The following is a 25,831-nucleotide window of genomic DNA, read 5'->3' as shown; positions in this document are numbered from 1 at the left end:
TCATGAAAAGTCAATCCTTTTCTCGCATGTCGCAAAAGGTTGTGTTAACATAGATATGATATGGGAATACCCGTAATTATAACAAACAATACGCTAACATACGCGCTATCGATTGGAACAACTACTACTTAAGAGAGGTGCCCGAATATGAAAATATCGACGAAAGGCCGTTACGGCCTCACCATTATGATGGAGCTTGCGGGAAAATTCGGCGAAGGTCCGATTTCACTTAAGAGCATTGCCGAGCGCAATCAGCTTTCCGAGCACTACCTGGAGCAATTGGTTGCACCGCTTCGCAATGCCGGACTTGTAAAAAGTATTCGCGGCGCTTATGGCGGTTATATCTTATCCAAGGAACCGGAGACGATTACAGCCGGTGACGTGATTCGTATATTGGAAGGCCCGATTTCCCCGGTAGATTTCACGGAAGAGGATGATCCGGCCAAACGCGATTTGTGGCTGCGTATCCGTGACAGTATCGCAAGCGTGCTTGATCAGACAACGTTGGCCGATCTGGTGAACTACCAGGATGCCGGTGTTGCTGACAGTTATATGTTCTATATTTAATGAGGGATTCGTATGCAAAAGTATTATTTTGACCACGCAGCTACAACGCCGATGCATCCGGATGTGGCTGCAGCGATGCTGGAAGTGATGACGGGAGCCGGCGGCAACCCGTCCAGCATGCATGCCTTCGGGCGCGCAGCGAAGCAGAGAGTGAACCAGGCTCGCGATTCGATCGCGGCCGCGCTTGGATGCAAACCATCCGAGCTGATATTCACCTCCGGCGGAACGGAAAGCGACAATGCAGCTATTATCGGTGCGGCAGCGGCGATGAGGAAGAAGGGCAAAACCCATATCATTACATCAAGCGCGGAGCATCATGCCGTTCTGCATACCTGCGAGGCATTGGCTGAAGCAGGTTATGAAGTGACTTACCTTCCGGTAGATCAGACAGGGCGCGTATCGGAGGACGAGATTGCCGCGGCAATCCGGCCGACCACGGGGCTTATCAGCATTATGCACGGCAACAATGAAGTCGGCACCTTGCAGCCCATCGAGGAAATTGGCGAGCTTGCCCATGCCAATGGCTTGTTGTTCCATGTGGATGCTGTCCAATCGTTCGGGACGGTTCCGTACCGGCTGTCTGAACTGCCGGTTGACTTGATGAGCTTTTCCGCGCATAAGATAAACGGCCCGCAGGGCGTAGGCGCTTTATACTTGGCAAACGGCACGCCGTTTGAGCCTATCGCGCACGGTGGATCGCAAGAGCGAAAGCGGAGACCCGGGACGGAAAATGTCGCCGGCATTACCGGTTTCGCTAAAGCTGTTGAAATTTGTGTGAACAATCGTGAAAACAAGCAACATTTCCTGGACAAGCTTCGTACAGAATGGGTAGACAAGCTAAAGGCCGCGCTATCCAAGGCTACGGAGATCGTCATAAACGGGAATGCGGAGCATCATCTTCCGAACATCGTTAATATCAGCTTTATTGGTATTGATACGGAGACGATGCTGATGAACCTTGACATGGAAGGCATTGCCGCAGCAAGCGGCTCGGCCTGCACGTCGGGTTCGCTCGAAAGATCGCATGTGCTGAAGGCAATGAACCTTCCGGAGGAACGTTTGAATTCGGCTGTACGATTCAGCTTTGGTTTGGGGAATACTGTGGAGGAACTGGAAGACGCTGCACGCAAAATAGCGACAATCGTGGAGCGGATCCGTACCAATCAGTAGGAGGCCCCAAGCACGCCATGATCAAACTCCAGCAATTAATCGGGCTGCCGGTGCTTGTCATTCATTCCGGCAAGCATATCGGCTTTGTCAAGGACGCTTGGTTCGATGAACATTGGCGGTTAATTGGTCTTATTGTTGAAGGCGCAAAATGGTTTGCGACATCGGTCAAAACCGTGGAATGGGCAGAAGTATTAACCTGCGGCGAAGACGCCGTATTTATATCAAGAGAATCCGCCGTAAAGTCGGTAAAAGCGGCCCAAATCGGACGTTCTTTTGAGACCGGCGTGGTAAAGCTGAAGGAATTGCCTGTTGTAACGGTGCAAGGCATACAGCTCGGACGGGTATCCGATGTTTATTTTTACCCGTTTCAGGGTACACAAATAGTAGGCTATGAGCTTACGGATGGCTTTATATCGGATCTGATGGAAGGGCGCAAATGGCTGAAGGCCCCGGAAGATCCAGACGCCGTGCTGCTCGGGGAAGACGCGATTATCGTTCCTGCTGTCAGTGAAGCGGAATTGGAGCCTGTCGCAGCTTCCAATTCGATAAATAGGGAGAAATGAAAGATGATGAGATGTCCCAATTGCAATTCAAAGGATATTGGTAAAATCGGTTCCCATCAGTTCTACTGCTGGGGCTGCTTTATAGAGCTGACAGTGAACGGTGAGAAGATGTCGGTCTATCAAGTGGAAGAGGACGGAACGCTGAGTTCGCTCGACGATTTGTTCTTTGAAGAGGAAATGCCGCAAATTCAAATCAATTAGCGGTTTCATAAATCAGAAGATGACTTTAGGACGGCTTAGTGCCGTCCTTTTTGCTGTTTTTATAGGCCGAAAACCAACCAAAACAAAGGCAATACAAGAAGGGCACTTTTTTTACGTTGCGATAATACCCCTCAAACAGTGGAGAGTTAAGCTGGTTCATGATAGATGTTCAAATTAAAACGCAACTAAAACCAACTAAAATCAAATAAAAACAATTTATTAATATGGATTTAATACTGATTTTACAATTGGAAGCTAAGCTATAAATGTCTTAAACAAGGCGATTACGATGAGGTGGAGGAGAAAGAGATTATGAAGAAGTGGGTAGGAACAGCACTTACGACAGTACTTATCATCTCTGCGTTAACAGCATGCGGCGGTAACAACAACAATACAAATGCACAGCAAGGGACTAATGGCAACAAAGCGGCGGGCGGAGCAAACTCGGAACTTACGGTTTACACCGCGCTCGAGGATGACCAGATTCAGGCTTATCTTGAATCGTACAAGGCTGCTCATCCAAATGTGAAAGTGAACATTGTGCGTGACTCTACGGGGGTTATTACGGCAAAGCTTTTGGCGGAAAAAGATAATCCGGTGGCTGACGTGGTATGGGGAACAGCCGCAACAAGCCTGCTTGTCCTCGACCAGAACAACATGCTGGAAGGGTACTCGCCAAAGGGAATTGAGAACATCCAGCCTGAATTCAAAGATAAGAATGAGCCGGCACATTGGGTGGGCATCGATGCCTGGGAAACGGCCTTCGCCGTCAATACGGCAGAGCTGAAGAAGAAGGGGCTTGAAATTCCGAAATCGTATGCCGATCTGACTAAACCGGAATACAAAGGCTTGATCGTTATGCCGAATCCGGCTTCCTCCGGCACGGGCTTCCTGACGGTTAACGGCCTTCAGCAGTTCATGGGCGACAGCGAAGCATGGAGCTACCTGGACAAGCTGGATCAAAATATTGCCGTATACACCGAATCCGGTTCGAAACCGGCGAAGATGGCCGGCACCGGGGAATATCCGATTGGCATTTCCTTCGGTTACCGAGCGATTCAAGAGAAAAAGGGCGGAGCTCCAGTAGAGGTTGTATTCCCTACGGAAGGCTCGGGCTGGGATGTTGAAGCCAATGCGCTTATGAAGAAAGACAACATTAAGCCGGAAGCAAAAGAGTTCCTCGATTGGGCAATCTCCGAAGAGCCTATGAAGAAATATAACGAGAACTATGCGATTCTCGCGATGAAAACCGATTCCGCCGTTATTCCGGAAGGCTACACGAAGGATCCGGTCAGCCAACTGATCAAGCTTGATCTGAACAAAGCTGCTGAGACCCGTGACGCAACGCTTGCGGAATGGTCGAAGCGTTATGAAGCTAAGAGCGAGAAGAAATAAAAGCTAATCCGAAGGAGGACAACGGTTCTATGCCACAGAGCTATTTATCCATAGAAGGCATCCGCAAGACATTCGGATCGTTTACAGCGCTTGAGCCTATACACATCGAGATTCCCAAGAATGAATTCGTATGCTTGCTGGGTCCAAGCGGCTGCGGCAAGACGACCTTGCTTCGGATGATTGCGGGACTCGAAACGCCGGATAGCGGCCGTATGCTGGTAGAGGGCAAGGATATGACATCCTTGCCTCCCGCGAGGCGCAATGTAGGATTTATGTTCCAATCGTATGCCCTGTTTCCGAATTTAACGGTAGCCCAGAATGTTGCCTATGGACTGAAGGAGAAAAAAATGTCCAAGCAGCAAATGCAGAGCAAGGTAGAGGAAGTGCTCGGCATGGTTGATCTTTTGACCTCTGCGAAGAAATACCCGGCCCAACTGTCGGGCGGACAACAGCAGCGGGTAGCACTAGCCCGCGCGATTGCTTTATCCCCCGATTTCCTGCTGCTCGACGAGCCGTTGTCTGCATTAGACGCCAAGGTGAGAGAGAAGCTTCGCCTCGAGATTCGCAGACTGCATGAGCAGCTTGGCATGACGACGATTATGGTTACTCATGATCAAGAGGAGGCGCTTACGATGGCGGATACCGTCGTTGTGATGAACAACGCCAAGGTTATTCAGTCCGGGGCACCCGAAGAGATTTACGAACGGCCAAACAGCCGGTTTGTCGCCGATTTTATCGGTGCAGTCAATTTCCTTGAACCTATGGACGGCGGAGACACGCTGGCGATTAGACCGGAGCATGTAAGGCTTGGTCTTACTCAGGAGACGGGAAGCTATGAAGCGGTGATGGAAAGCCTGGAATTCCGGGGTTCCTTCTACCGTGTAACAATGAAGGTGCAAGGTCCGATGAGCCGTTATTTCCCGAATGGAGTTGCGGCGGACGTGAATCGCTCCATCGTTAAACAATATCAACTTGAAAAAAACCGCCGCGTCTTTATCCAATTGCCTGAGGAGCATTTGATTCACTTCGGTGCAAACCGCCGGGAGCGACTTGAGGTGGTTGGATGAGACCCGCGAAATGGCATACAGCCATGATCCTCAAACGGGGAAATGGCAGTTGGTTAGAACGTGTTGCAATGCTGCTTATGCTTGCGGGATTATGCGTGATGATTCTGCTTCCTTTGTTCTCGCTGTTCAGTAAAGCGGTTACGGACAAACAAGGCGAATATAACGGATTAGATAATTTCATCGATTATTTCTCCACGCCCGCATTGCTGAGCTCCTTGCAGCACACGGTATACGTTTCTGCTCTGACCGCAATCCTGTCCGTCGTACTGGGCTTTTTGTTCGCTTACGCCCTTACCCGTACGAACGTTCCCGGGAAAATGTTTTTCAAAACGGTATCGCTCCTAATGCTCTTCGCTCCAACGATGATGCTTGGGATCGGATTAACCTACTTGTTCGGTAACCAGGGATTGGTTACAACCGGCTTTTTTGAGGCGCTGCCCTTCCATTGGGATATTGGTTTGTATGGCCCAACGGGCATTGTTCTGGCGGAGGTTATGTACACCTTTCCGCAAGCCTGTCTCATCCTTGTTGTTTCCTTAAGCTTTGCGGATTTCAATCTGTACGAGGCTGCCAAAACAATGGGAGCTGGAAAAGGAAGAATCTTTTTCACCATAACCCTTCCCAACATGAAGTACGGTCTTATTTCTTCGTTCTTTGTCTGCTTTACGCTGGCCTTTACCGATTTCGGCGCGCCGCAGGTAGTTGGCGGAAGCTACAATGTGCTGGCAACGGAAATCTATAAGCAGGTTATCGGCCAGCAAAATATGGGGATGGGAGCTACTGTCGGCATCATTCTGACTCTTCCCGCCATCCTTGCTTTTATCGTTGACCGGTTTATAACAAGCAGACAACATGCCATCAGCGCAAGAGCGGTGCCGTACCGGATATCGCCCAGCCGGAATAGAGACGGATTTTTCCTCGCCTTCTGTATCGCGGCATCGGGTATGATTCTGATCTTAATCTGTACGGTCTTCGCAGCTTCGGTCATCAAGATATGGCCGTATAATCTTTCGTTGTCCCTGAAGCACTATGATTTCAGCAAAGTGGCCGGAGGAAGCTTGCAGCCATTCTGGACCAGCTTGCGGATGTCCGCCTGGACAGCGGTAATCGGAACGGCCGTTACTTTCATAGGCGCTTATCTGATTGAGAAGACGAAGACATTGCCTGTACTCCGGCAGGCGGGTTATTTTCTGTCGATCCTTCCGCTGGCGCTGCCGGGTATCGTTCTTGGTCTGTCGTACATCTTTTTCTTCAACAAAGCAAGCAATCCGATGCACGGCATTTACGGAACGATCTGGATTCTGGTGCTGGCAAACATCGCGCATTTCTACTCCGTTGCTTTTGTTACGGCGACAAGCGCGCTGAAGAAGCTGGATCGCGAGATTGAAACGGCCTCCGACTCATTAGGCGTCCCAAGGTACAAAACCTTGCTGAGAGTGACGCTTCCCTTGTGTCTGCCGGCCGTCTTGGAGATGGCGATGTACTTCTTTATCAACTCGATGGTAACCGTGTCGGCGGTTATGTTCCTGTATGCGGCAGATTTGAAGCTGGCCTCCGTATCTATTGTAAATATGGAGGATGCGGGAGATATAGCGCCTGCAGCCGCGATGTCGACCTTAATCGTAATGACGAATATCGGGGTACGGCTGCTCTATGAAGCTGTCACCCATCAGATTAAGAAGAGAACGCAAGCTTGGCAAACGAGAGAACAATAACGAGATATCAATGAGGAGAGATGAATCATGATTAAAGCAGTCATGCTGGATTGGGCAGGCACCATGGTCGATTTCGGCTGCTTTGCACCGCTTAACGTTTTTGTGGAGGTCTTTGCGCGCAAAGGAGTTCAGGTTACGGTTGAGGAAGCAAGACAGCCGATGGGCATGCTGAAGCGGGATCATATTGCGGCCATGTGCCAAATGGAGCGTATCGCCGGTGTTTGGGAAGGACTTCACGGAAGAAAGCCAGGCGAAGCAGATATCGATGAACTGTACGCAGACTTTGAACCGCTGTTGTTCAGCACCTTAAAGGATTATGCGACGCCTGTATCCGGAGCGGTTGAGCTTGCGGACAGATTGCGCAGCCAAGGAATTGCCATTGGTTCAACAACCGGTTATACGAGAGCGATGATGGACGTGGTTTGCAAAGGGGCCAAGGAACAAGGCTATGAACCGGATACCCTCGTTACGCCTACGGAGGTCTCTGCCGGCAGACCTTATCCTTGGATGATCTACCGGAACGCAGAGATGCTTGGCGTATACCCGATGCATCAGATTGTCAAAGCCGGCGACACCGTAAGCGATATGCTGGAAGGCGTAAATGCGGGCTGCTGGACAGTTGGCGTTATTGTAGGCAGCAGCGAGCTTGGCATGACGGAAGAGGAAGTAACCGGATGCGAAGAAGCGGAGCTCACAGAACGCAAGTTGGCCGTTGCAGCCAGACTTCAAGCCGCAGGCGCCCATTATGTCATTGACCGAATCGGAGAACTGGATAGCGTCATCGCGCAAATTAACGCTCGTATGGAGAGAGGAGAACGTCCATGAACCGCCCCTATTTGCTGCTGACTCCGGGACCGCTCACGACTTCGGACACGGTTAAAGAAGCGATGCTCCGAGACTGGTGTACGTGGGACAAGGATTATAACGAGCTGGTGCAAAGCATTCGAACCCGTCTGGCGAAGCTGGCAACCTCTTCGCCCGAGTCCTATACTTCGGTACTCATGCAGGGCAGCGGCACCTTCAGCGTGGAGTCCGTCATTGGCACGGTTGTTCCGCAAGGCGGCAAGCTGCTTGTGCTGACCAACGGGGCTTATGGCAACCGGATTGCCCAAATGGCCGCTGTTTACGGTATTTCTACCTCTGTCCTGGACTTCGGCGAGACGGAATGCGTGAAAGCTTCCGCGGTTGAGGAACGCCTGCAGGCCGAGCCGGATATTACCCACGTTGCCATGGTGCATTGCGAGACAACCACGGGCATGTTGAACCCGATTGCTGACGTATCGAAAATCGTTAAAGGCCGCAACAAAATCTTTATCGTGGATGCGATGAGCAGCTTTGGCGGGATCCCGATCGACGTAGCGGAGCTTGCGATTGATTTTTTGATCAGCAGCGCAAACAAATGTATTCAAGGCGTTCCAGGCTTTGGATTTATTATTGCGCGAACGGATGCGCTCCTTGCTTGCAAAGGCCAGGCCCGTTCATTATCGCTCGACTTGTATGATCAGTGGATGGTGATGGAAAAAGGCGGAGGCAAATGGCGCTTTACCTCTCCAACCCATGTGGTGCGGGCGTTTGACCAGGCTTTAATCGAGCTTGAGGCGGAGGGCGGTATAACAGCGCGCCATCAACGGTATAAGGCGAATCAGCAGCTGCTTGCGGAAGGAATGGCTCAGCTTGGCTTCTGCGCCTTGCTTCCGAAGGAGCTTCATTCACCGATTATTACGTCCTTCTATTATCCGTCCAGCAATCGCTTCAGCTTTGAAGAGCTGTATGACAAATTGAAAGCAGCCGGCTTTGTTGTTTATCCCGGAAAAATCAGCACGGCTGACACGTTCAGGATCGGCAATATCGGCGAGGTCTATAAAGAGGATATCGTGAAGCTGCTGCAGGTGATCAATAACGAGATGTTCTGGTAATAACAAGAAGACGATCCTGCAACGGAAGGAGTTTGTCCGTACGCGGGGAAAAAGTAGGAAAGGATATCGTACAGAGACTCGGAAGAAGGGGGTGCCCGTTATGTCGCTGATTGGAGAAGAGCGAAAGAGAGAGATACTGGACATCATTAATGATGCGGGTAAAGTTCAGACGAATGATCTGGTGAAACGCTTTGGCGTTTCATCGGAGACGATCCGGCGCTACCTGGAGGAGCTGGAGTCGGAGAACCGGCTTAAGCGCGTATATGGCGGAGCGGTAAAGATGACCCTTGTCTACGAGGAGCTCTCCCATCTGAAACGAGAGGTATTAAGGGTAGAGGAGAAGCAGCGGGTTGGTAGGGCTGCCGCCGCCCTGGTAGAAGACTATGACGTAATCGTTATCGATGACGGCTCAACAACGCTGCAGATGATTCCTTATCTTCTGTACAAGAAAAATCTGACGATCATAACCAATTCCGTTTCCGGATTGAATATGATTCTGGACTATCAGAACAAAGAAATGTTCTCGGGCGACGTCTTTTTTATCGGAGGCAAGATTGACCCGAGGCATTACCGGATATCCGGCTCCTTGGCGGAAAAGTTTATGGAGAACTTTTTCGTGAACAAAGCTTTTATTTCCATTGACGGCATCTCTCCCGAACAGGGAATAACAAGCTTTGACTCCAGCCGCGCGCTGCTCGTTCAGACCATGATGCAAAAGAGCGAGCAAAGCATCATTCTTACGGATAGCAGCAAGTTCGGCGCAAACCGGCTGTACAAAATCGCCGATTTTGTGCAGCTGGATACGGTTGTTTGCGAGGAGCCGCTCCCTGTGGAATGGTCGGCATATATCGATAAGAATCTGAATTGGATCGTAGCGGAATAAATACGAATTAGGCATTTATGGATGAAAAGGACCGCTTGTACATATACTGAAGCAGATTGCTCTGTCAATCTATTGGCTTTCGGGAATGAAACAAGCGGGGGTGAAGACGGTGGAACGGTTGACGAAGAGCCGTCTGTTTGTGTGGCTGGTCTATATCATTATGGGGCTGCTTGCCCTGTATCTGCTGCTGTTGGTAAAGCCTATTTTTATTCATCTTTACGTGTTCTTAAGGTCGATTCTCGCCCCGTTTATTATCGCAATGATCGTATCCTACGTGCTGAATCCGGTTGTGACGATGCTGCATGAGCGGAAGGTTCCCCGGACGGCAGCGGTTCTGCTGATTTATGCCGTTTTTTGCGCGGCGCTTGCCGTTATATTAGTTAATGTGATCCCGATGTTCAAGGAACAGATGGACGAGTTGAACCGCCATGTTCCCGATCTGACCTATCGCGCGGAAAGTCTCGTGAGCGACTTGAATAATACGTCCTTTCTGCCGGACAGTATCCGGGACGGGATGAATAAGTCCATTTATCAGATGGAGAAGAAGCTGTCGGATACCGTATCCCATTTCATCAACAATATCGGGTCTGTCGTAAATGCGGTATTTATCGCTTTTATCATCCCGTTCCTGGCTTTTTATATATTGAAGGATTTCGATTTGTTCGAGCGGACGGTTATTACCTACGTTCCGAAGTCGCACCGTAAGCATGCCGTCAGGCTGCTCAAGGATATCGACACGGCGCTGGGAAGCTACATTCGGGGGCAATTTATCGTCTGTATCATTGTTGGCATACTTGCTTATATCGGCTATATCATTGTTGGGCTTCCGTATCCGCTGCTGCTCGCCAGCATTGTGTCCGTCACGAATATTATCCCGTACCTGGGTCCTTTCTTTGGGGCCGCTCCGGCCCTTCTCGTTGCATCCACGATTTCTATGAAAATGGTGCTGTTTGTCGTCATCGTCAACATGGCTTGCCAGGTGCTTGAGGGAAATGTCGTATCCCCGCAGGTGGTTGGGCGCACGCTCCATATTCATCCGCTGGCGATTATCTTCGCCTTGCTGGTCGGAGGGGAGATTGCGGGCATTGTGGGAATGATTCTGGCGGTTCCGATCTTTGCGGCGCTTAAAGTGATCGTCCAGCATATCTTCGCTTATTACGTCAGGCGAAAGACCATTTGACAGACGTCCCATTGACCGATATACTTTAGACAGTAGCAGCAACTATTACATGCAAAGCGTTGATGGAAGGAAGTAAGCCATAGCCCGTCAATCAGAGAGAGAGCTTCTTCGCCATAGGGCGTCGGCTGTAAGAGCTCTTGGGACGAAGAATGGCCGAAAGCTACTTTCGGAGTGTGAACGAACTTCACCGGGAGGACCCGTTATCGTCCATACGAGGAGATTGCTTTTGAGTGCAGTATTTAGTGCATTCGGCAATAACCAGGGTGGTACCGCGATATTAAATTCGTCCCTGTCTTATGACAGGGACTTTTTTATGTTTCAAAATCATGTTTTAGACACTTTTTAAAAATCAGAGCTTTCTGCACGGAGAGAAAATTCGAAGCTTTTGGAGCGATAGCGTCCGCCTTTGTTTTTGAATTTCAACCTTGTACATATCGTTCAAGAAATTCAAAAACAACAGTGGCCAAAGGCTCGAAGTTTCTCATAGTGCGTACAGCTCAATGTTAAACGGAGGCGTAAAACAATGAAAGCAAGTGAGATTCGTTCCAAATGGCTTTCCTTCTTCGAAAGCAAAAGACACCATATCGAGCCAAGCGCATCGCTTGTCCCTCACAACGATCCGTCGCTGCTCTGGATCAATGCGGGCATGGCTCCGCTCAAGCCTTATTTTGACGGACGCGTCATTCCCGACAATCCGCGCATCACGAACTCGCAAAAATGCATTCGTACGAACGATATCGAGAATGTCGGCAAAACCCGCCGCCACCATACGTTCTTCGAGATGCTGGGCAACTTCTCCATCGGCGACTACTTCAAAGAAGAAGTCATCACTTGGGCTTGGGAGTTCCTGACGAGCAAAGAATGGATCGGCTTCGATCCCGATCGCCTCTCCGTTACGGTCTATCCGGAAGACGAAGAAGCGTACAAGTACTGGAACGAGAAAATCGGCCTTCCGGCTGAGCGCATCTACAAGCTGGATGAGAACTTCTGGGATATCGGCGAAGGCCCATGCGGACCTTGTACCGAAATTTTCTATGACCGCGGCGAGAAGTACGGCGATCTGAACGATCCGGAGTGCTGGCCTGGCGGCGAGAACGAGCGCTTCCTCGAAGTATGGAACCTTGTATTCTCCCAGTTCAACCATAACAAAGACGGCAGCTACACGCCGCTTCCTAACAAAAACATCGATACGGGCGCAGGTCTCGAGCGTTTCGCTTCCATCCTGCAGGATGTGGACTCCAACTTCGATACGGATCTGTTTATCCCGATCATTGAACGTACATGCGAAATCGCGGGCGTGAAATACCATGTGAATGATGAGCATGACGTTGCGCTGAAAGTAATCGCCGACCATATCCGTACGGTTGCCTTTGCGGTAGGCGACGGCGTTATGCCTTCCAATGAAGGCCGCGGCTACATTATCCGCCGTTTGCTCCGCCGTGCCGTTCGTTACGGAAAAACAATCGGCATCGACCGTCCGTTCCTGTATGAACTGACTTCCGTTGTTGGCGAGATTATGGGCGTTTACTATCCGGAGGTTGTCGACAAACGCGAGTTTATCGAGCGCGTTATCCGTACGGAAGAGGAACGTTTCCACGAAACCTTGTCCGACGGCCTAGTAATGCTGTCTGATCTGGTAGCAACAGCACGCAAATCGGGCACAACGGAGATCGGCGGCGAGGACGCATTCCGCCTGTACGATACGTACGGCTTCCCGTTTGATTTGACGGAGGACTTTGCATCCGAGAACGGCATGACCGTTGACCGCGAAGGCTTTGACTCCGCGATGGAAGCTCAGCGCGAACGCGCTCGCGCGGCCCGCCAGGATACGGGCGGCATGAACGTGCAAGGCGGCCCGCTTGCCGACTTTACGGTTAAAAGCGAATTTGTTGGCTATAATGAACTGGTAACAGAAGCCCAAATCACTGCCATTGTCCATGAAGATTCCCTGGTAGACCTTGTAGGCGAAGGCAGCCGCGTGCTTGTGCTGCTCGACCGTACTCCGTTCTATGCGGAAAGCGGCGGTCAAATCGGCGACAAAGGCACAATCGTAGGCAACGGCTTTACGCTGCAGGTTGAAGACGTGACAAAAGCGCCGCATGGCCAAAGCGTGCACCATGCCGTGGTCGCTTCCGGTACCGTTCGTACGGGAGAAACCGTGGAAGCTGTCGTTATCCGTTCGGTACGCGAGGATGTCATCAAGAACCATACGGCGACTCACTTGCTGCATAAAGCGCTAAAAGAAGTGCTTGGCGATCATGTTAATCAGGCAGGCTCACTTGTGCAAGCAGACCGTCTGCGTTTCGACTTCTCCCATTTCGGCAGCATTACGCCTGAAGAACTGACGGAAATCGAGCGCAAGGTTAACGAGCAAATCTGGATTGGAACTCCTGTTGTTATCGAGAGCAAGCCGATTGCGGAAGCAAAAGCAATGGGCGCTATGGCCTTGTTCGGCGAGAAGTACGGCGACATCGTGCGCGTCGTGCAAGTCGGCACTTACAGCATCGAGCTGTGTGGTGGCTGCCACGTCGCAAATACGTCCCAGATCGGTATGTTCAAGCTTGTTAGCGAGAGCGGCATCGGCTCCGGCGTACGCCGTATCGAAGCCGTAACCGGCCGCCATGCTTATAGCTATATGGAAGGTCAGCTTGATCTTTTGAAGCAGGCTTCCGCTCTTCTGAAAGCAAGCAACAACGATGTTCCGAAACGGATTGAAGCCCTGTTCGCGCAAGTGAAAGAGCTGGGCCGAGAGAACGAATCGCTGCAGGCGAAGCTGAGCCGTATCGAAGCAGGCTCCCTTGAGCAAAACGCGAAGACGGTTGGCGACGTAACGGTGCTAAGCGCGAAAGTAAGCGCGCCAACTATGGATGCCCTCCGCGGTATTGCGGATGAGCTGAAAGCGAAGCTGCCTTCTGCTGTTATTATCCTCGGCGCCGTTCAAGAGGACAAAGTAAGCCTGGTTGCAGCCGTATCGGCCGACCTGGTGAAGAAAGGCTTCCATGCCGGCAAGATCGTCAAAGAAGCGGCTGCGCATTGCGGCGGCAGCGGCGGCGGACGTCCGGATATGGCACAAGCCGGCGGCAAAGACGCTTCGAAGCTGGACGAAGCTTTGAAACTTGCCGAAGAACTGGTTCTTAACCAATCAAATGTGATATGATAGCAGTGTAAATGTAATAAACTAGTTAATAAATGCGGCTGGAAAGCGAGGTGCTGGCGATGAATTCCATGGACAACACGATGAAGTTTAATGTGAAGGCGGAAGGCGAATCTTCCTCACAAGACATTTTGCTTACGGTGCATGAGGCGCTTTTGGAGAAAGAGTATAATCCGATCAATCAGATTGTTGGGTATTTGCTGTCCGGAGATCCCGCCTACATTCCGCGGCATAACAACGCCAGAAGCTTAATTCGCAAGAAAGAACGTGATGAACTCATTGAAGAGCTTGTCCGGTTTTATCTGAACAACAAGAAATAAGAATTGGGAGCCGGATATGAGGACAATGGGTTTGGATTACGGTGACCGCAACATCGGAGTTGCGGTCAGCGACGCGTTCGGCTGGACCGCGCAGGGACTGGAAACCGTTCACAAGCGCAGAGACGGCGGCGAAATGGATCGGATTGCCGAGCTGGTAAAAGAGCATGAAGTAACGGAAATCGTTGTGGGACTGCCGAAAAATATGAATAATACGATTGGCCCCCGCGGCGAGATAAGTATGGCATTCGCAGAGCAGCTTCAGCAAACACTAAACTTGCCTGTTCACCTTTGGGATGAACGGCTGACAACGGTATCCGCCGAACGGACTTTGCTTGAGGCGGATGTTAGCCGGAAGAAGCGAAAGCTAGTAATAGACAAAATGGCGGCAACGCTTATTTTGCAAAATTATCTCGATTCTAAAACGAAAAGGTGAGGGTTGCGATGACAAAGGATGACCTGCAGTTCGAAGAACCGGAAATTATTTATATTCCGGATGAAGACGGCAACGAAGAAGAATTCGAAGTCATCATGAAGTTTGAAGTGGATGGCTCTGATTCGAAATATATGATGGTTGTTCCGCTTGCAAGCGAAAATGACGAGGAAGATGAAGTATACGCTTTCCGTTATGAAGAAGAAGGCGACGACCTGAAGCTGTACACGATCGAAGACGAAGAAGAGTGGAACATGGTTGAAGAAACCTTCAACACGCTTCTCGGCGAGATGGAGGAAAATTAATGGCAGATGACGAGCGCATTATTCCGGTTCCGCAAGAGCGGCTTCGGGAAGTGTTCGGGAATGTAATCGAGCTGGTCTCCGAGCATGGAAGTCTCGACAAATTCGAGATCAAGGCGGAGTTTCTGCTTGGCCCGTACGTTTATGCCGCTCTGCAGTCGCCTGATATGAAGAAAGAGCAGGAGGTTGAGCTGTTCCGCGTCATCCTGACCGATAACGGCGAACCCCAGCTTGAAACGATTGAAGACGATGATGAGTGGGAACTTGCGGCGGAAGCTTACGATGATCTTCTGTTCGCAAACGACGAAATGCCTTAATTGCATACGCAAGTTGAGAAGAGCGGCTCCCACCGCTCTTTTTCTCAGGTTTTTGAAGGAAATTTTTGTCGGAAAATGGATGAATCTGATGAATGAATTCATTAAGATTAAGCTTACGAAGTAAGAATCATCACGAACAGCTGTTAGCTGTTTGTGTGATAATTCTTTTTAGGAGGAACGCGGTTGGTGCAATCGAGACAGCAGCATTCAAGATCAGGACCATCGGCAGGCCGTATTGCCTTATGGGTCGTTTTATCGCTTCTGGCACTCCTTATTATTGGAGCGGGGAGTGTCTTTTTGTATGTTTGGAACGGGTTAAAGCCGACAGCTTCGGGCGAACCCGTCCGAATTGAAATTGCAAAGGGAGCTTCGGCGTTTGCGGTATCCGATACGTTGGAAAAGCATGGCATTATCAAGAATTCCTTTTTGTTCAAATATTACTTGAAGGCCAAAAATGAAGGCTCGCATTTCCAGGCCGGCGTTTATGATCTAAGCCCGGGCATGGAGAATGACGAGATCATCGCAAAGCTGAACAGCGGGGATACCGTAGCAGAGGCCATGATCCGGTTCACGATTCCGGAGGGCTTCACTTTGCTTCAGATTGCCGACAAACTGTCCGAAGAAAAGCTGATCGACAAGGCTAAATTTCTGGCGCTTGCGGATTCCGCCCAGGGCTGGGAAGGCGCGGAGGCCGTTAAATCGATACCGGCCGACGACAAGCTTCATCACCGCCTGGAAGGCTATTTGTTCCCGGAGACTTATGAACTGAAGAAGGGGAGCACGGAAGAGGATATTCTCAAGCGAATGATGGCGGAGCTGGACACGAAGCTGAACACCTTGCCCGAGGGCTGGACGGATGTTCTGGCCGAGCGCAAGCTGACGCTGCATCAGCTGCTCACGATTGCGTCTCTGATCGAGCGGGAGGTAGTTGTCGATGAGGAGCGGCCGGTTGTGGCTGGCGTCATTTATAACCGTCTGGCGAAAGGAATGCCTCTGCAGATTGACGCGACCGTTCAATATCTGCTGGATAAGCCAAAGGAACGGTTGTACGAGAAGGATCTGCAGATTGACAGCCCGTATAACACGTACAAGATTGACGGATTGCCGCCGGGGCCGATCGCAAGCCCAAGTCTCGCTTCGATTAAAGCGGCTTTATATCCGGAGAAAAACGAGTACTTCTATTACGTCACCAAAAAAGACGGCTCGCAGACGCATCTGTTTGCCAAGACCTATAAAGAACATCTTAAAAATATCGAGACAAGCAATGAAACGGCTGCGAAATAAGACGGAAAATATCGACAGGGAAGGACGTATGTCTTTCCTTGTTTTTTATTGGGAAAAATAGTTTTTGGAATCTACTAATCAATTGACATTTTCCGACCGATATAAAATAATAGGACTGTACATACCGATATAGGGTAATAGAACTAGACTGATCCAACTTACAAACTACATAACGATAAAGAGGCGGTGTCTTGCATGAAGAAAACGGACAAACCTAAAAAAATTAAAGAGAAGCCGCAAAATATGAAAGCGCAATCAAAGGCGCAGGCGGTTACCGCTCAAACAACAAAGCAAGTGACGCAGACTTTCACATCCATTTTCTCCAACCCATTAAAGTCAGTAGGTACAAAGCTGTTTCTGATTATCTTTGTGAGCATTATCGCGTGCGTATTGGTCGTGGGTCAAATGGCCTATTCGAAAGCAAAAGGTATCGTTGAGGATAAAGTGTCCAGCGCAAGCTTCGAGACCATCGTACAGGCATCGGCGAACCTGGATATTGTACTTAAGACGTATGAGGATCTGTCGATGCAGATCATGATCGATAAAGAGTTCCATAAGCTTGTTTCTACCCTGGAAGACAGCACGGAAGCTTTTGATTTGTTTGAAGCAGAGAAGGATTTGGGTGACCGTCTGCAAAACGCGGTGATGGCCAACAAGGCCATTATCGGTGCTTATTTGCTGCCGCTGAACGATAAGCTTCCGACTATTACATACGGAATGGCCTCCGTGGCCGTAGCTCCCGATCTGATGAAATCGGACTGGTTCGAGAAGACGAAAACTTCAAAAGGCGGCGTGAACTGGATTGGAACGCAGCCAACCGGCTTTGGCACAAAGGATAAGCAGCCTTCGATTGGTCTCAGCAGGCAAATGAACAATACGACAACTAATGCAGCGTCTTACATCCTGTTGCTCGAGCTTAACCTCGAGGATATCCGCGGCCAATATGAAGACGTATCGCTTGGAGAAGGCAGCAGTATTTACCTGGTGGACAGCGACAATAAGTACATCTCGTCTCCGGACAACAGTCTTATTGGCAAAGGCAACGTCGTTAAACTGAACATTGATGAGGAAGGATCGCTGAAAGAGAAATCCTCTGAAGGGGAAGAGGTTCTCTCCGTATTCAAGACGCTGGATACAACAGGCTGGAGACTGGTCGGAACGATTCCGGTTAATGAACTGGTAAAAGATGCGGGCGTTATTAACAAAATGACTTGGCTGATTGCACTGGTTGCCATGTTTATCGCGATCGCTATCGGCATGCTCGTTATCCGTACCGTCGCAATGCCGCTTATGGCGATGCGCAATCTGATGAACGAAGGCGAACGCGGCAATTTGACGGTTCGCTCGAATATAACGAAACGCAAGGATGAGATCGGTCAGCTTGGCGAGAGCTTTAACAAAATGATGATACAGATTACGGCGCTTGCCAAGCAAACAACCCAGTCGGCAGACGATGTATTGTCTACGGCTGGCGAGCTGACCGACGTATCGAAGAAGACGGCGATTTCGGCAAGAGAGATTTCCGTCGCTACGGAAGAGATTGCGAGCGGAGCATCCAGCCTTGCGGTCGAGGCCGAAAGAGGCAGCGATCTGACAGGCAATATCAATCATCAAATGAAATCGGTAATGGAAGCAACCGGCCATATGGTAGAATCCGCCGGCGAAGTGGAGAAAGCGAGCCAGCAAGGTACGGCGTACATGGGGCTTCTTATTCAGAAGACGGGCATGACGGAAGAAATGACCCGTTCCATGGTAGAGAAAGTGGACAGCCTCAAGCTTAGCACCGGGTCTATCGTTAAAATTCTGGATGTATTGAACAATCTGACGAAACAGACGAACATCCTGTCGCTGAACGCAACCATTGAAGCGGCACGGGCCGGAGCGGCCGGCAAAGGCTTTATGGTCGTAGCCGATGAGATCCGCAAGCTGGCGGATCAATCCCGTCAATCGATCGATGTAGTAGGCCAAATTACGGAGACAATAATGACGCAGATCGAAGAGACGGTGACGGTATTGTCCGATGCGTACCCGCTGTTCCAGGAGCAGATCGGATCGGTTAAAGAAGCGAACCAGCTTTTCCTCACGGTACAGAACCAGATGGGACAATTCGTGCAGAAGCTCGATTCGGTAACGAATTCGATCACCGTGCTGGATCAATCGCAAGTCGTGTTAACGGAAGCGATGGGGAATGTGAGCGCCGTAGCGCAGCAATCCTCGGCTACTTCTGAAGAAGTCGCGTCGCTTAGCACCGAGCAACTTAGCATCAGTAACGGGTTGGTTAACCTATCCGAGAAGCTGGATGCCGTATCCCGCGGACTTAAAGAATCGTTATCCCGTTTTAAAATCGACTAATCATAAGCCGTCCAATTGGATGAAAGATCCTTTTGGACGGTTTTTTTGTGCTCCCGTAAGGTGATAATGTCTAATGACTGGAGGCGCCTTTTACATGAGAAGACGTATTGCTGTAATCGGGTTATTATTTGTTTTTATTTTGTCCGGGTTTATTGCGAGGCTTGCCTGGCTGCAGCTGACTCCTGGCTTCGGGCATAAGAACGCTGCTGCTATTAGCCAGACCAGCTGGAAACGGATGTCTGTTATGCAGCGAGAGCGGAATCTGGTGCTGGATTCCGGCCGGGGAGATTTCGTCGACCGATATAACAGATCGATTACGGGGGAGACGTATTATACGCTTGCCTTATTTCCCGTGAACACGCAGTTCGAAGACCCTCAAACGGAGAAGAACTGGCATCGGAATGCCCGGCAGCTAGCCACGATTCTGAATGTAACGGAAGGAGAGCTCGTGAGCCGGTGGCAGGAGCTGCGGGAGCCTTCTTTCTGGCATAAAGGGAAAGAGAAGCTGCCTTACCGATTATCGGACAAGCAGCTTCAGCAGCTGGCTAAGCTTCATTTGAACGGAATAAGGGCATTACCGTACCGGAACCGTTATTTAACGGCATTTGCCGCCAAGCAGGCTATTGGCTATATCAGCCAGCATCCGGAGCATCTTGAAATGGCCTATTCCAAAGAACTAGAGTCGGGCAAACGGAAAATCAATGAGTTGATCGGCGGTTCCGGTCTCGAGAAGTCGCTGGATGATCTGCTGCATGGCGCAGGCGCTACATCGGTTTCTTATTTTACGGACGGCAATAAGGGGCCGCTGCTAGGATTGAATTACCGGGTCACGGGACCGGGGAATCCGTATTACCCGCTTCAGGTACAGACTACGCTTGATCTTGAGCTTCAGAACAGAATTGAAGCTTATATCGATGCCAGACCGCTTAAGGAGGGGGCGGTAGTTGTTCTGGATGCGGACAATGGGGATATTGTGGCAATGATTTCACGGCCGCACATGGAGCCTCTGCAGCTGGATAATGAGAAGGAGTGGGCCAATCATGCGATTCAGGCAGCCGTGCCCGGCTCCATCTTTAAGCTGGTTACCGAGGCTGCTGCTCTGGAAGCTGGTGTGACAAACGAGAAGGAGCGTTTTACCTGCAATGGGGAATACGGCAAATACGGCTTGTCCTGCTGGAAAGAGGGCGGGCATGGCACGCTTACGCTGCGGGAGGGACTAGCGCAGTCCTGCAATGTCGTATTCGCGACAATCGCGGAGCGGTTAAGCGCGGAGCAGCTGCAGCGTACAGCAACCGCTCTGGGGATTGGGAAGCAAGCCGGATGGCATTCGGAACGGGCCTTTGGGCCGTTCCGTCATCCGCTCCGGCTGCTTGGGGAGGAGGAAGCCGGGCGGTTGTTCCCGGCTGTGGCTGGTGTTAAGACGGATGGCGGCGTAATGGCGCAATCCGCCATTGGGCAGCGTGATGTATTGATGACGCCGCTGCAGGCGGCGAATCTGGTCGTCACGCTGCTGGGCCACGGGCGCGTGATGGAGCCGCGCCTCGTACGGGAAATCCGCTATGCCAACGGCCAGCGGATGGTGACGATGCCCGCGAAGAGCGCTCCAGCGGCGGATGGCCGGATTCGTCCGGCCACCGCGCGCAAGCTGCTTCGCGGTATGGAGGCGGTTGTCGACCATGGAACAGGCCGGTCGATCCGCCAAGGATTGTGGGCGGTAGCCGGCAAATCAGGCACCGCCGAAATCATAAGGGCCGGAGCGCCCCGCGTGAACCAATGGTTCACGGGATACGGTCCGGCCCAGAAGCCCCGTTATGCGGTTGCGGTGCTGGCAGAGAATCGTCCGCCTGATAGCAGTAATCAAGCAACGGAGCTTTTTCGCGGCGTCATGGATATTCTCGCCCTATACTCCCGTTGAAGGCTGCTTGCCGTCGATTTCCTCCTCGGCGGCAGCCGGGAATGGATGAACGTCAAACTCGCCTTGCGGTGTACGGATCCAGCGGTGGAAGAAGCCTTGCTCGTACAGCGCTTTAATTAGAATAATGATGATTGGCGACAGAATAACGCCCGCTACGCCAAACAAATGCAGCGATACGATCATGCAGGACAACATCGTGAAGGCGGATACGCCCAGCGTATCGCCCGTAATTTTTGGCTCTACGATATGACGCGTCAGAACGACCGCTACCAAAAGCACGGACAGCCATACGGCAAGCGTCGTTTGACCAACCAGGAACAAATAAATGATCCAGGGAATAAACAGCGTACTAACGCCAAGAAGCGGCAATACGTCGAAGATCCCGGCCGTTAACGAGATGGCGAATGCATTTTCGACTCTCAGAACAAGCAGCGCCGCGAAAATAACGAGGAACGTAATACTCATCATTTTTGCCTGAGCCTTCACGTAAGCTCCAATTCCTTTGAATACATTTTCTCTAAGGAAGAAGAAAGCTTTTTTGAACGTGTTAGGCGTTTTGTCATTGGCGGTTTTTTTCCATACTTTAATCTCAATGCTGAGGAAGTACGCCAGAATAATCCCGATTACGAAGTTGAAAAGAAAAGTGGAGAAGGACGAAATATATCCGATCAGACCGGTGAAAATAATATTGGCCAGCTTCGGTAAATATTCCGTTGCTCCGTTAATGTACTCGGTGATTTTATTGACCCATTCGGGAGGCAGTGCTTGAAGCTTTTGCTGGAACACGCTGGAATCATCCTGCACCTGCTCCTTGAACAGCTCTTGGTACTGCGGCAATTTCACCTTAATGAAGTCGGCGCCTTGGCTTGTAATGATATAGGCTAGTCCGGAAAAAAGGCCAATAATAATGAGGGAGAACACCAGCACGGATATGCCGGAAGCAATCGATTTTTTGATCCCGATTTTGTTCAGCCGCTTGGCCAGCGGTTCGATAAACAGATAAATGACAAATGCAAAGAAAATAGGTGTCGCGATCTTGTACAGATAGCTGAAGGCGAACATAACCAGATACACCGTTAGGGCAATAAGCGCTATGTCGAATGCGGTACGCCAGTATTTCTTGTAAAACGGAAGCATACAATAATCTCCTCTCGTACAGGAATCAAATCCCTGTTGTGATTGTACTATAATTTTTAAAACGATGCCTATAATTAATGCTCATATGGTACAATTAAAGGTATCGTGTTTATAACTTTCATAAACGGTGGGGTATAGAAAATGTTACAATTGCTGCTTTGGGCATTTTACTTCTTGTCCTTTTATGCCTTTATCCCTGCGCTAATCAGCCGTGTTTTCGGATTTCGTGTATTCAAGAAAGGCCGTGTTACAAGCGATATCGCTTTAACCTTCGATGATGGTCCGGATCCTGAATATACGCCCCAGCTGCTTGATCTGCTTGCCCGTTATAAGGCGAAAGCCACTTTTTTTGTAGTAGGCTCACATGCAGAGAAGCATCCGGAAATACTGCGGAGAATGCATGAGGAAGGACATATAATCGGTATTCATAATTATGTTCATAAGACCAACTGGTTTATGAGGCCAAAGACGGTTCGCAGTCAGATCGATCGTACCTCAGACGTAATACGGGAGGCCGTCGGAATCCGTTCCGCTTTTTATCGGCCGCCATGGGGGATTGTTAACGTCTTTGATTTCATGAACCGCAATAAGATGCAAATCATATTGTGGTCGGCCATTTTCGGGGATTGGAACGTTAAGCTTGGCGCCGAGCGTCTTAAGCAGAAAATGATGAAGAAGATGCGTCCCGGGGAAGTGCTGCTGCTGCATGATTGCGGCCGAACGCCAGGCGCGGATCCAACAGCACCGGCGAATATGCTGCTTGCTCTTGAAGCTTATATGGAAGAAGCGACGAAGCGTAGCTTTAAATTTGTCGGCATAGCGGAGATGATGAAATTGACAGACAAAACGCCGAAACGGTCTATGATGAAGAATGCAATGGTTGGAGCATGGCTCCTCTACGAGAAGCTGTACCATGTTGTTTTCCGGCTGAAAACGGTGGGGGGCGAAGATGCGGCATTCCATTACCGTGTTATCAAGTATCACGGGGAGTCCATTAAGCTGGCGGATAACGGGTTCTTGAAGCACGGCGACAAAATCGTAGAGCTTCATTTCGACAATAAGATGCTGTCTTCGATTGCTTTGCAATCGGGCTCGCCGTTAGCGACGGGAATTCGGCTGCTCCGGGAGGTGGAACAGGCGTTGCCGGCTCTGGCGAGAACGATTGCTAAAGACCCGGAAGCAGAGGGAGTGCGCGCGATCTATGGCGTGACCATGATCCATCGCGGCGCGGACCGGTTAGGCTTCCAGGTAGAGCCTCTGCCGGATGGCATGTTCGCGCGGACAACGCGGATATATCTAAAAATCCTTGCCAGCGTTCTTACCAATAAACAGCGCAACGCAAGAGGCAAAGCAAAGCGGGATTCTATCAAGCCTCATATGCTGTTAATGCCGCTGGAGCAGCTCCTCATGTTCGCCGTAAACGGCGCGCATGCATCCACGGCTAAAGGCGCTAAGCCTCATCAGGAAGTGGCGGCGGCGAAATCGGCACCTTCCCTTGAAAATACGGATGATTCCGAAATGGACAGCAATCCATCAGTTATCTAAACAAAGCCTGGCAGTCGTTGACTGCCAGGTTTTTTTGTCCCTTTTTCTTCTTCTTCTTCTTCTTCTTCTTCCTTAACAATATCTCATATCGTTAAGGCGATTCAGATTGGAGGGAAACCAGGTAGGCTGATGTGTTCTATGTAAACATTGTGGAGATGCTGCTCTTATCAGGTTAATTTGTAGTATAGGGGAGATGGTATCTGTAACTGTAGTGCATCAGCTTAACTTAGAAGATCTGATGCAAGTATTGCTTGGAACGTGGACAGCTGTGGTGTTAGGGGAGTTGAGTTGTTGGGGTGGTTGGCTGGTTGGTTTTGGCTTGGTTTAGGTTGGTTTTCCCGACAGGGAGGCACAACAACCTGATAATCCCTGTGCCTGGGTCGTCAGGCACAGGTGCACTCCATTCCTCCCAAAAGGAACAGAATGGAGTCAGCGACGTCCCTTTTGCTGCTGCCTTATGCTCCAACGGAGCAGACGTATATCTCTGGAGAAGCCAGGCTGCCGAAGTAGCTTTCCGATGGAAAGCTTTTGAGCGTTCGCCTTTGGTTACCGGATTCCTTCGAATCAACTTTTAACAAGTTGATTCGAAGGAATCCGGAACCAACAGCGATCGAAAGAGATATACGTCTGCGGAGTGCTGCTGTGCATCCCACATAAAACAAGAAAGCAGCCCCCAAAGGAGCTGCTCAACTCAATTCCGCGAACTACATCTTCATAACGCCGCCCGTACTTGCATTCGTAACAAGGTGCGAGTAGCGAGCCAGGTAGCCGCGTTTGATTTTTGGTTCGAAGCCAGGCCATGCGGCGCGGCGTTTTTCCATTTCTTCGTCACTGATGAGAAGGTTAATTCCACGATTGTTCATGTCTAGCTCAATGATGTCGCCGTCTTGAACGAAGGCGATCGGGCCGCCTTCTGCCGCTTCCGGAGATACGTGGCCGATGCTGATGCCGCGGGATGCGCCGGAGAAACGACCGTCGGTGATCAGGCCGACTTTAGTGCCAAGACCCATACCAACGATTTGCGAAGTTGGAGCAAGCATCTCCGGCATGCCAGGACCGCCTTTAGGACCTTCGTAGCGGATAACGACTACATGACCTTCTTTCACTTTGCCGCCGGCGATGCCAGCAAGTGCATCGTCTTGGGAGTCGAAGCAGATCGCTGGACCTTTATGGTAGCCGCCAACCGATTTGTCAATAGCGCCGACTTTAACGATCGAGCCGCCTGGAGCGAGGTTGCCGAACAATACAGCCAAGCCGCCGCGTTCGCTATGCGGGTTATCGATCGTACGGAGAACATCTGTATCTAGGATTTCACAGCCTTCAACATTCTCCCGAAGTGTTTTACCAGTAACAGTTAAACGTGTACCATCCAATGCGCCATCTTTTTTGAGCAGCTCATTGAGAACGGCGCTTACGCCGCCTGCAACATGAACATCTTCGATGTGGTAATCGGATGCTGGAGCAATTTTCGCAAGATGCGGAACGCGTTCTGCAATTTCATTGATGCGTTCGATTGGGTATTCGATACCAGCTTCATGAGCAATAGCCAGCGTGTGCAGAACGGTATTTGTTGAACCGCCCAAAGCCATATCAAGAGCAAATGCGTTGTCGATTGTTTCTTTTGTCACGATATCACGTGGTTTGATGCCAAGTTCGATCAGTTTCATCAGCTGGCGAGCCGATTCTTTAACGAACTCTTTACGCTCAGGCGATACAGCAAGAATCGTACCGTTACCTGGCATTGCAAGGCCAAGGCCTTCTGCAAGACAGTTCATGGAGTTAGCTGTGAACATTCCGGAGCAAGAACCGCAAGTCGGACAACCGAATTGTTCCAGTTCAGTAAGACCTACTTCATCAATCGTACCAGCGATATATTGGCCAACGCCTTCAAATACGCTAGTCAGGGAGATTGCGCGGCCGTCGGAAGTTCTGCCGGCTTTCATTGGTCCGCCACTTACGAGCATGGTTGGGATGTTTACGCGAAGGGCACCCATCATCATGCCAGGCGTAATTTTGTCGCAGTTAGGAATGCAGACCATACCGTCGAACCAGTGTGCGTTAACTACTGTTTCTATGGAGTCCGCAATAATCTCGCGGCTGGCAAGCGAGTAACGCATCCCGATGTGACCCATCGCGATACCGTCGTCTACGCCGATTGTGTTGAATTCGAACGGCACGCCGCCCGCTTCGCGAATTGCTTCTTTAACCAGTTTGCCGAACTCCTGCAAATGGACATGACCTGGAATAATATCGATATAAGAGTTACAAACCGCGATAAACGGTTTGCCGAAATCTTCTTCTTTTACGCCTGCTGCCCGCAGAAGACTGCGGTGAGGTGCGCGGTCAAATCCTTTTTTAATCATGTCTGATCTCATTTTCTTAGGCGCCATGCTAGTCCCTCCCATGTAATGTCATACC

At 50.4% G+C, this 25,831-nt stretch carries 22 protein-coding genes; 20 read left to right on the top strand and 2 right to left on the bottom strand.

Annotated features, from left to right (window positions below; genetic code table 11):
* The first annotated feature begins 147 nt into the window (after window positions 1-147).
* The 19 genes from cymR to WFJ73_RS31805 all read left to right on the top strand — a co-directional run bounded on the left by cymR (window position 148) and on the right by WFJ73_RS31805 (window position 20,731).
* A complete protein-coding gene (cymR, locus tag WFJ73_RS31895; RefSeq protein WP_015845919.1) occupies window positions 148-567 on the top strand; it encodes a cysteine metabolism transcriptional regulator CymR in 420 nt (139 codons plus the stop codon).
* 12 nt (window positions 568-579) lie between these two features.
* On the top strand, window positions 580-1,737 hold the full coding sequence (locus WFJ73_RS31890; RefSeq protein WP_336776813.1) for a cysteine desulfurase family protein: 1,158 nt from the start codon (window positions 580-582) through the stop codon (window positions 1,735-1,737).
* Window positions 1,738-1,754: 17 nt separating this feature from the next.
* Window positions 1,755-2,300 (top strand): PRC-barrel domain-containing protein, encoded by a 546-nt coding sequence (locus tag WFJ73_RS31885; protein WP_336776812.1) that lies wholly within the window; start codon window positions 1,755-1,757, stop codon window positions 2,298-2,300.
* Between the two features lie 3 nt (window positions 2,301-2,303).
* Window positions 2,304-2,501 carry a hypothetical protein gene (locus WFJ73_RS31880; RefSeq protein ID WP_015845916.1) on the top strand — a complete coding sequence of 66 codons (198 nt, stop codon included), beginning with the start codon at window positions 2,304-2,306 and terminating at the stop codon, window positions 2,499-2,501.
* Window positions 2,502-2,813: 312 nt separating this feature from the next.
* Complete coding sequence (locus WFJ73_RS31875; protein ID WP_336776811.1) at window positions 2,814-3,896, top strand: putative 2-aminoethylphosphonate ABC transporter substrate-binding protein; 1,083 nt, start codon at window positions 2,814-2,816, stop codon at window positions 3,894-3,896.
* A 29-nt stretch (window positions 3,897-3,925) separates the two neighbouring features.
* Window positions 3,926-4,963 carry an ABC transporter ATP-binding protein gene (locus WFJ73_RS31870; RefSeq protein ID WP_336776810.1) on the top strand — a complete coding sequence of 346 codons (1,038 nt, stop codon included), beginning with the start codon at window positions 3,926-3,928 and terminating at the stop codon, window positions 4,961-4,963.
* Window positions 4,960-6,678 (top strand): putative 2-aminoethylphosphonate ABC transporter permease subunit, encoded by a 1,719-nt coding sequence (locus WFJ73_RS31865; protein WP_336776809.1) that lies wholly within the window; start codon window positions 4,960-4,962, stop codon window positions 6,676-6,678. Before WFJ73_RS31870 ends, WFJ73_RS31865 begins: the two co-directional genes overlap by 4 nt.
* Before the next feature lie 27 nt (window positions 6,679-6,705).
* On the top strand, window positions 6,706-7,503 hold the full coding sequence (gene phnX, locus WFJ73_RS31860; protein WP_336776808.1) for a phosphonoacetaldehyde hydrolase: 798 nt from the start codon (window positions 6,706-6,708) through the stop codon (window positions 7,501-7,503).
* Complete coding sequence (gene phnW / locus WFJ73_RS31855; RefSeq protein WP_336776807.1) at window positions 7,500-8,594, top strand: 2-aminoethylphosphonate--pyruvate transaminase; 1,095 nt, start codon at window positions 7,500-7,502, stop codon at window positions 8,592-8,594. The genes phnX and phnW overlap by 4 nt, the downstream gene beginning before the upstream one ends.
* A gap of 100 nt (window positions 8,595-8,694) precedes the next feature.
* The gene (locus WFJ73_RS31850) at window positions 8,695-9,477 is read left to right on the top strand and encodes a DeoR/GlpR family DNA-binding transcription regulator (RefSeq protein WP_336776806.1); all 783 of its coding nucleotides are present in this window, start codon (window positions 8,695-8,697) and stop codon (window positions 9,475-9,477) included.
* Window positions 9,478-9,586: 109 nt separating this feature from the next.
* Window positions 9,587-10,657, top strand: a complete 1,071-nt coding sequence (locus WFJ73_RS31845; protein ID WP_336776805.1) for an AI-2E family transporter — start codon at window positions 9,587-9,589, stop codon at window positions 10,655-10,657.
* 523 nt (window positions 10,658-11,180) lie between these two features.
* Window positions 11,181-13,814, top strand: coding sequence for an alanine--tRNA ligase (gene alaS / locus WFJ73_RS31840; RefSeq protein WP_336776804.1), 2,634 nt, complete (start codon window positions 11,181-11,183; stop codon window positions 13,812-13,814).
* 59 nt (window positions 13,815-13,873) lie between these two features.
* Window positions 13,874-14,131 (top strand): IreB family regulatory phosphoprotein, encoded by a 258-nt coding sequence (locus tag WFJ73_RS31835; RefSeq protein WP_015845907.1) that lies wholly within the window; start codon window positions 13,874-13,876, stop codon window positions 14,129-14,131.
* 16 nt (window positions 14,132-14,147) lie between these two features.
* The gene (ruvX, locus tag WFJ73_RS31830) at window positions 14,148-14,564 is read left to right on the top strand and encodes a Holliday junction resolvase RuvX (RefSeq protein ID WP_015845906.1); all 417 of its coding nucleotides are present in this window, start codon (window positions 14,148-14,150) and stop codon (window positions 14,562-14,564) included.
* Window positions 14,565-14,572: 8 nt separating this feature from the next.
* A complete protein-coding gene (locus tag WFJ73_RS31825) occupies window positions 14,573-14,866 on the top strand; it encodes a DUF1292 domain-containing protein (RefSeq protein WP_015845905.1) in 294 nt (97 codons plus the stop codon).
* Entirely contained in the window at window positions 14,866-15,180 is a 315-nt protein-coding gene (locus WFJ73_RS31820; RefSeq protein WP_127494459.1) for a DUF1292 domain-containing protein, read from the top strand. The genes WFJ73_RS31825 and WFJ73_RS31820 overlap by 1 nt, the downstream gene beginning before the upstream one ends.
* Window positions 15,181-15,366: 186 nt before the next feature.
* On the top strand, window positions 15,367-16,464 hold the full coding sequence (gene mltG, locus WFJ73_RS31815; RefSeq protein WP_336776821.1) for an endolytic transglycosylase MltG: 1,098 nt from the start codon (window positions 15,367-15,369) through the stop codon (window positions 16,462-16,464).
* Between the two features lie 195 nt (window positions 16,465-16,659).
* Window positions 16,660-18,816, top strand: a complete 2,157-nt coding sequence (locus WFJ73_RS31810) for a methyl-accepting chemotaxis protein (RefSeq protein ID WP_336776803.1) — start codon at window positions 16,660-16,662, stop codon at window positions 18,814-18,816.
* A 94-nt stretch (window positions 18,817-18,910) separates the two neighbouring features.
* On the top strand, window positions 18,911-20,731 hold the full coding sequence (locus tag WFJ73_RS31805; protein ID WP_336776802.1) for a peptidoglycan D,D-transpeptidase FtsI family protein: 1,821 nt from the start codon (window positions 18,911-18,913) through the stop codon (window positions 20,729-20,731).
* Here the strand turns inward: WFJ73_RS31805 and WFJ73_RS31800 are convergent.
* Window positions 20,717-21,868, bottom strand: coding sequence for an AI-2E family transporter (locus WFJ73_RS31800; protein WP_127494456.1), 1,152 nt, complete (start codon window positions 21,866-21,868; stop codon window positions 20,717-20,719). The genes WFJ73_RS31805 and WFJ73_RS31800 overlap by 15 nt on opposite strands.
* 141 nt (window positions 21,869-22,009) lie before the next feature.
* Here WFJ73_RS31800 and WFJ73_RS31795 point away from each other — a divergent pair, with 141 nt between their 5' ends.
* Window positions 22,010-23,413, top strand: coding sequence for a polysaccharide deacetylase family protein (locus WFJ73_RS31795; protein ID WP_336776801.1), 1,404 nt, complete (start codon window positions 22,010-22,012; stop codon window positions 23,411-23,413).
* A 704-nt stretch (window positions 23,414-24,117) separates the two neighbouring features.
* Here the strand turns inward: WFJ73_RS31795 and ilvD are convergent.
* Window positions 24,118-25,788 (bottom strand): dihydroxy-acid dehydratase, encoded by a 1,671-nt coding sequence (gene ilvD / locus WFJ73_RS31790; protein WP_442956010.1) that lies wholly within the window; start codon window positions 25,786-25,788, stop codon window positions 24,118-24,120.
* Window positions 25,789-25,831: the final 43 nt, after the last annotated feature.

Origin of the sequence: Paenibacillus sp. MMO-58 (genome assembly GCF_037146255.1) — a bacterium.
Lineage (GTDB): Bacteria > Bacillota > Bacilli > Paenibacillales > Paenibacillaceae > Pristimantibacillus.
This window is presented reverse-complemented; position numbering and strand designations above follow the sequence as displayed.

What these genes read in the sequence shown, in the direction of transcription:
- cymR (WP_015845919.1), top strand. Translation starts at nt 148, where the DNA reads ATGAAAATATCGACGAAAGGCCGTTACGGCCTCACCATTATGATGGAG.
- WFJ73_RS31890 (WP_336776813.1), top strand. Translation starts at nt 580, where the DNA reads ATGCAAAAGTATTATTTTGACCACGCAGCTACAACGCCGATGCATCCG.
- WFJ73_RS31885 (WP_336776812.1), top strand. Translation starts at nt 1,755, where the DNA reads ATGATCAAACTCCAGCAATTAATCGGGCTGCCGGTGCTTGTCATTCAT.
- WFJ73_RS31880 (WP_015845916.1), top strand. Translation starts at nt 2,304, where the DNA reads ATGATGAGATGTCCCAATTGCAATTCAAAGGATATTGGTAAAATCGGT.
- WFJ73_RS31875 (WP_336776811.1), top strand. Translation starts at nt 2,814, where the DNA reads ATGAAGAAGTGGGTAGGAACAGCACTTACGACAGTACTTATCATCTCT.
- WFJ73_RS31870 (WP_336776810.1), top strand. Translation starts at nt 3,926, where the DNA reads ATGCCACAGAGCTATTTATCCATAGAAGGCATCCGCAAGACATTCGGA.
- WFJ73_RS31865 (WP_336776809.1), top strand. Translation starts at nt 4,960, where the DNA reads ATGAGACCCGCGAAATGGCATACAGCCATGATCCTCAAACGGGGAAAT.
- phnX (WP_336776808.1), top strand. Translation starts at nt 6,706, where the DNA reads ATGATTAAAGCAGTCATGCTGGATTGGGCAGGCACCATGGTCGATTTC.
- phnW (WP_336776807.1), top strand. Translation starts at nt 7,500, where the DNA reads ATGAACCGCCCCTATTTGCTGCTGACTCCGGGACCGCTCACGACTTCG.
- WFJ73_RS31850 (WP_336776806.1), top strand. Translation starts at nt 8,695, where the DNA reads ATGTCGCTGATTGGAGAAGAGCGAAAGAGAGAGATACTGGACATCATT.
- alaS (WP_336776804.1), top strand. Translation starts at nt 11,181, where the DNA reads ATGAAAGCAAGTGAGATTCGTTCCAAATGGCTTTCCTTCTTCGAAAGC.
- WFJ73_RS31835 (WP_015845907.1), top strand. Translation starts at nt 13,874, where the DNA reads ATGAATTCCATGGACAACACGATGAAGTTTAATGTGAAGGCGGAAGGC.
- ruvX (WP_015845906.1), top strand. Translation starts at nt 14,148, where the DNA reads ATGAGGACAATGGGTTTGGATTACGGTGACCGCAACATCGGAGTTGCG.
- WFJ73_RS31825 (WP_015845905.1), top strand. Translation starts at nt 14,573, where the DNA reads ATGACAAAGGATGACCTGCAGTTCGAAGAACCGGAAATTATTTATATT.
- WFJ73_RS31820 (WP_127494459.1), top strand. Translation starts at nt 14,866, where the DNA reads ATGGCAGATGACGAGCGCATTATTCCGGTTCCGCAAGAGCGGCTTCGG.
- WFJ73_RS31810 (WP_336776803.1), top strand. Translation starts at nt 16,660, where the DNA reads ATGAAGAAAACGGACAAACCTAAAAAAATTAAAGAGAAGCCGCAAAAT.
- WFJ73_RS31805 (WP_336776802.1), top strand. Translation starts at nt 18,911, where the DNA reads ATGAGAAGACGTATTGCTGTAATCGGGTTATTATTTGTTTTTATTTTG.
- WFJ73_RS31800 (WP_127494456.1), bottom strand. Translation starts at nt 21,868, where the DNA reads ATGCTTCCGTTTTACAAGAAATACTGGCGTACCGCATTCGACATAGCG.
- WFJ73_RS31795 (WP_336776801.1), top strand. Translation starts at nt 22,010, where the DNA reads ATGTTACAATTGCTGCTTTGGGCATTTTACTTCTTGTCCTTTTATGCC.
- ilvD (WP_442956010.1), bottom strand. Translation starts at nt 25,788, where the DNA reads ATGAGATCAGACATGATTAAAAAAGGATTTGACCGCGCACCTCACCGC.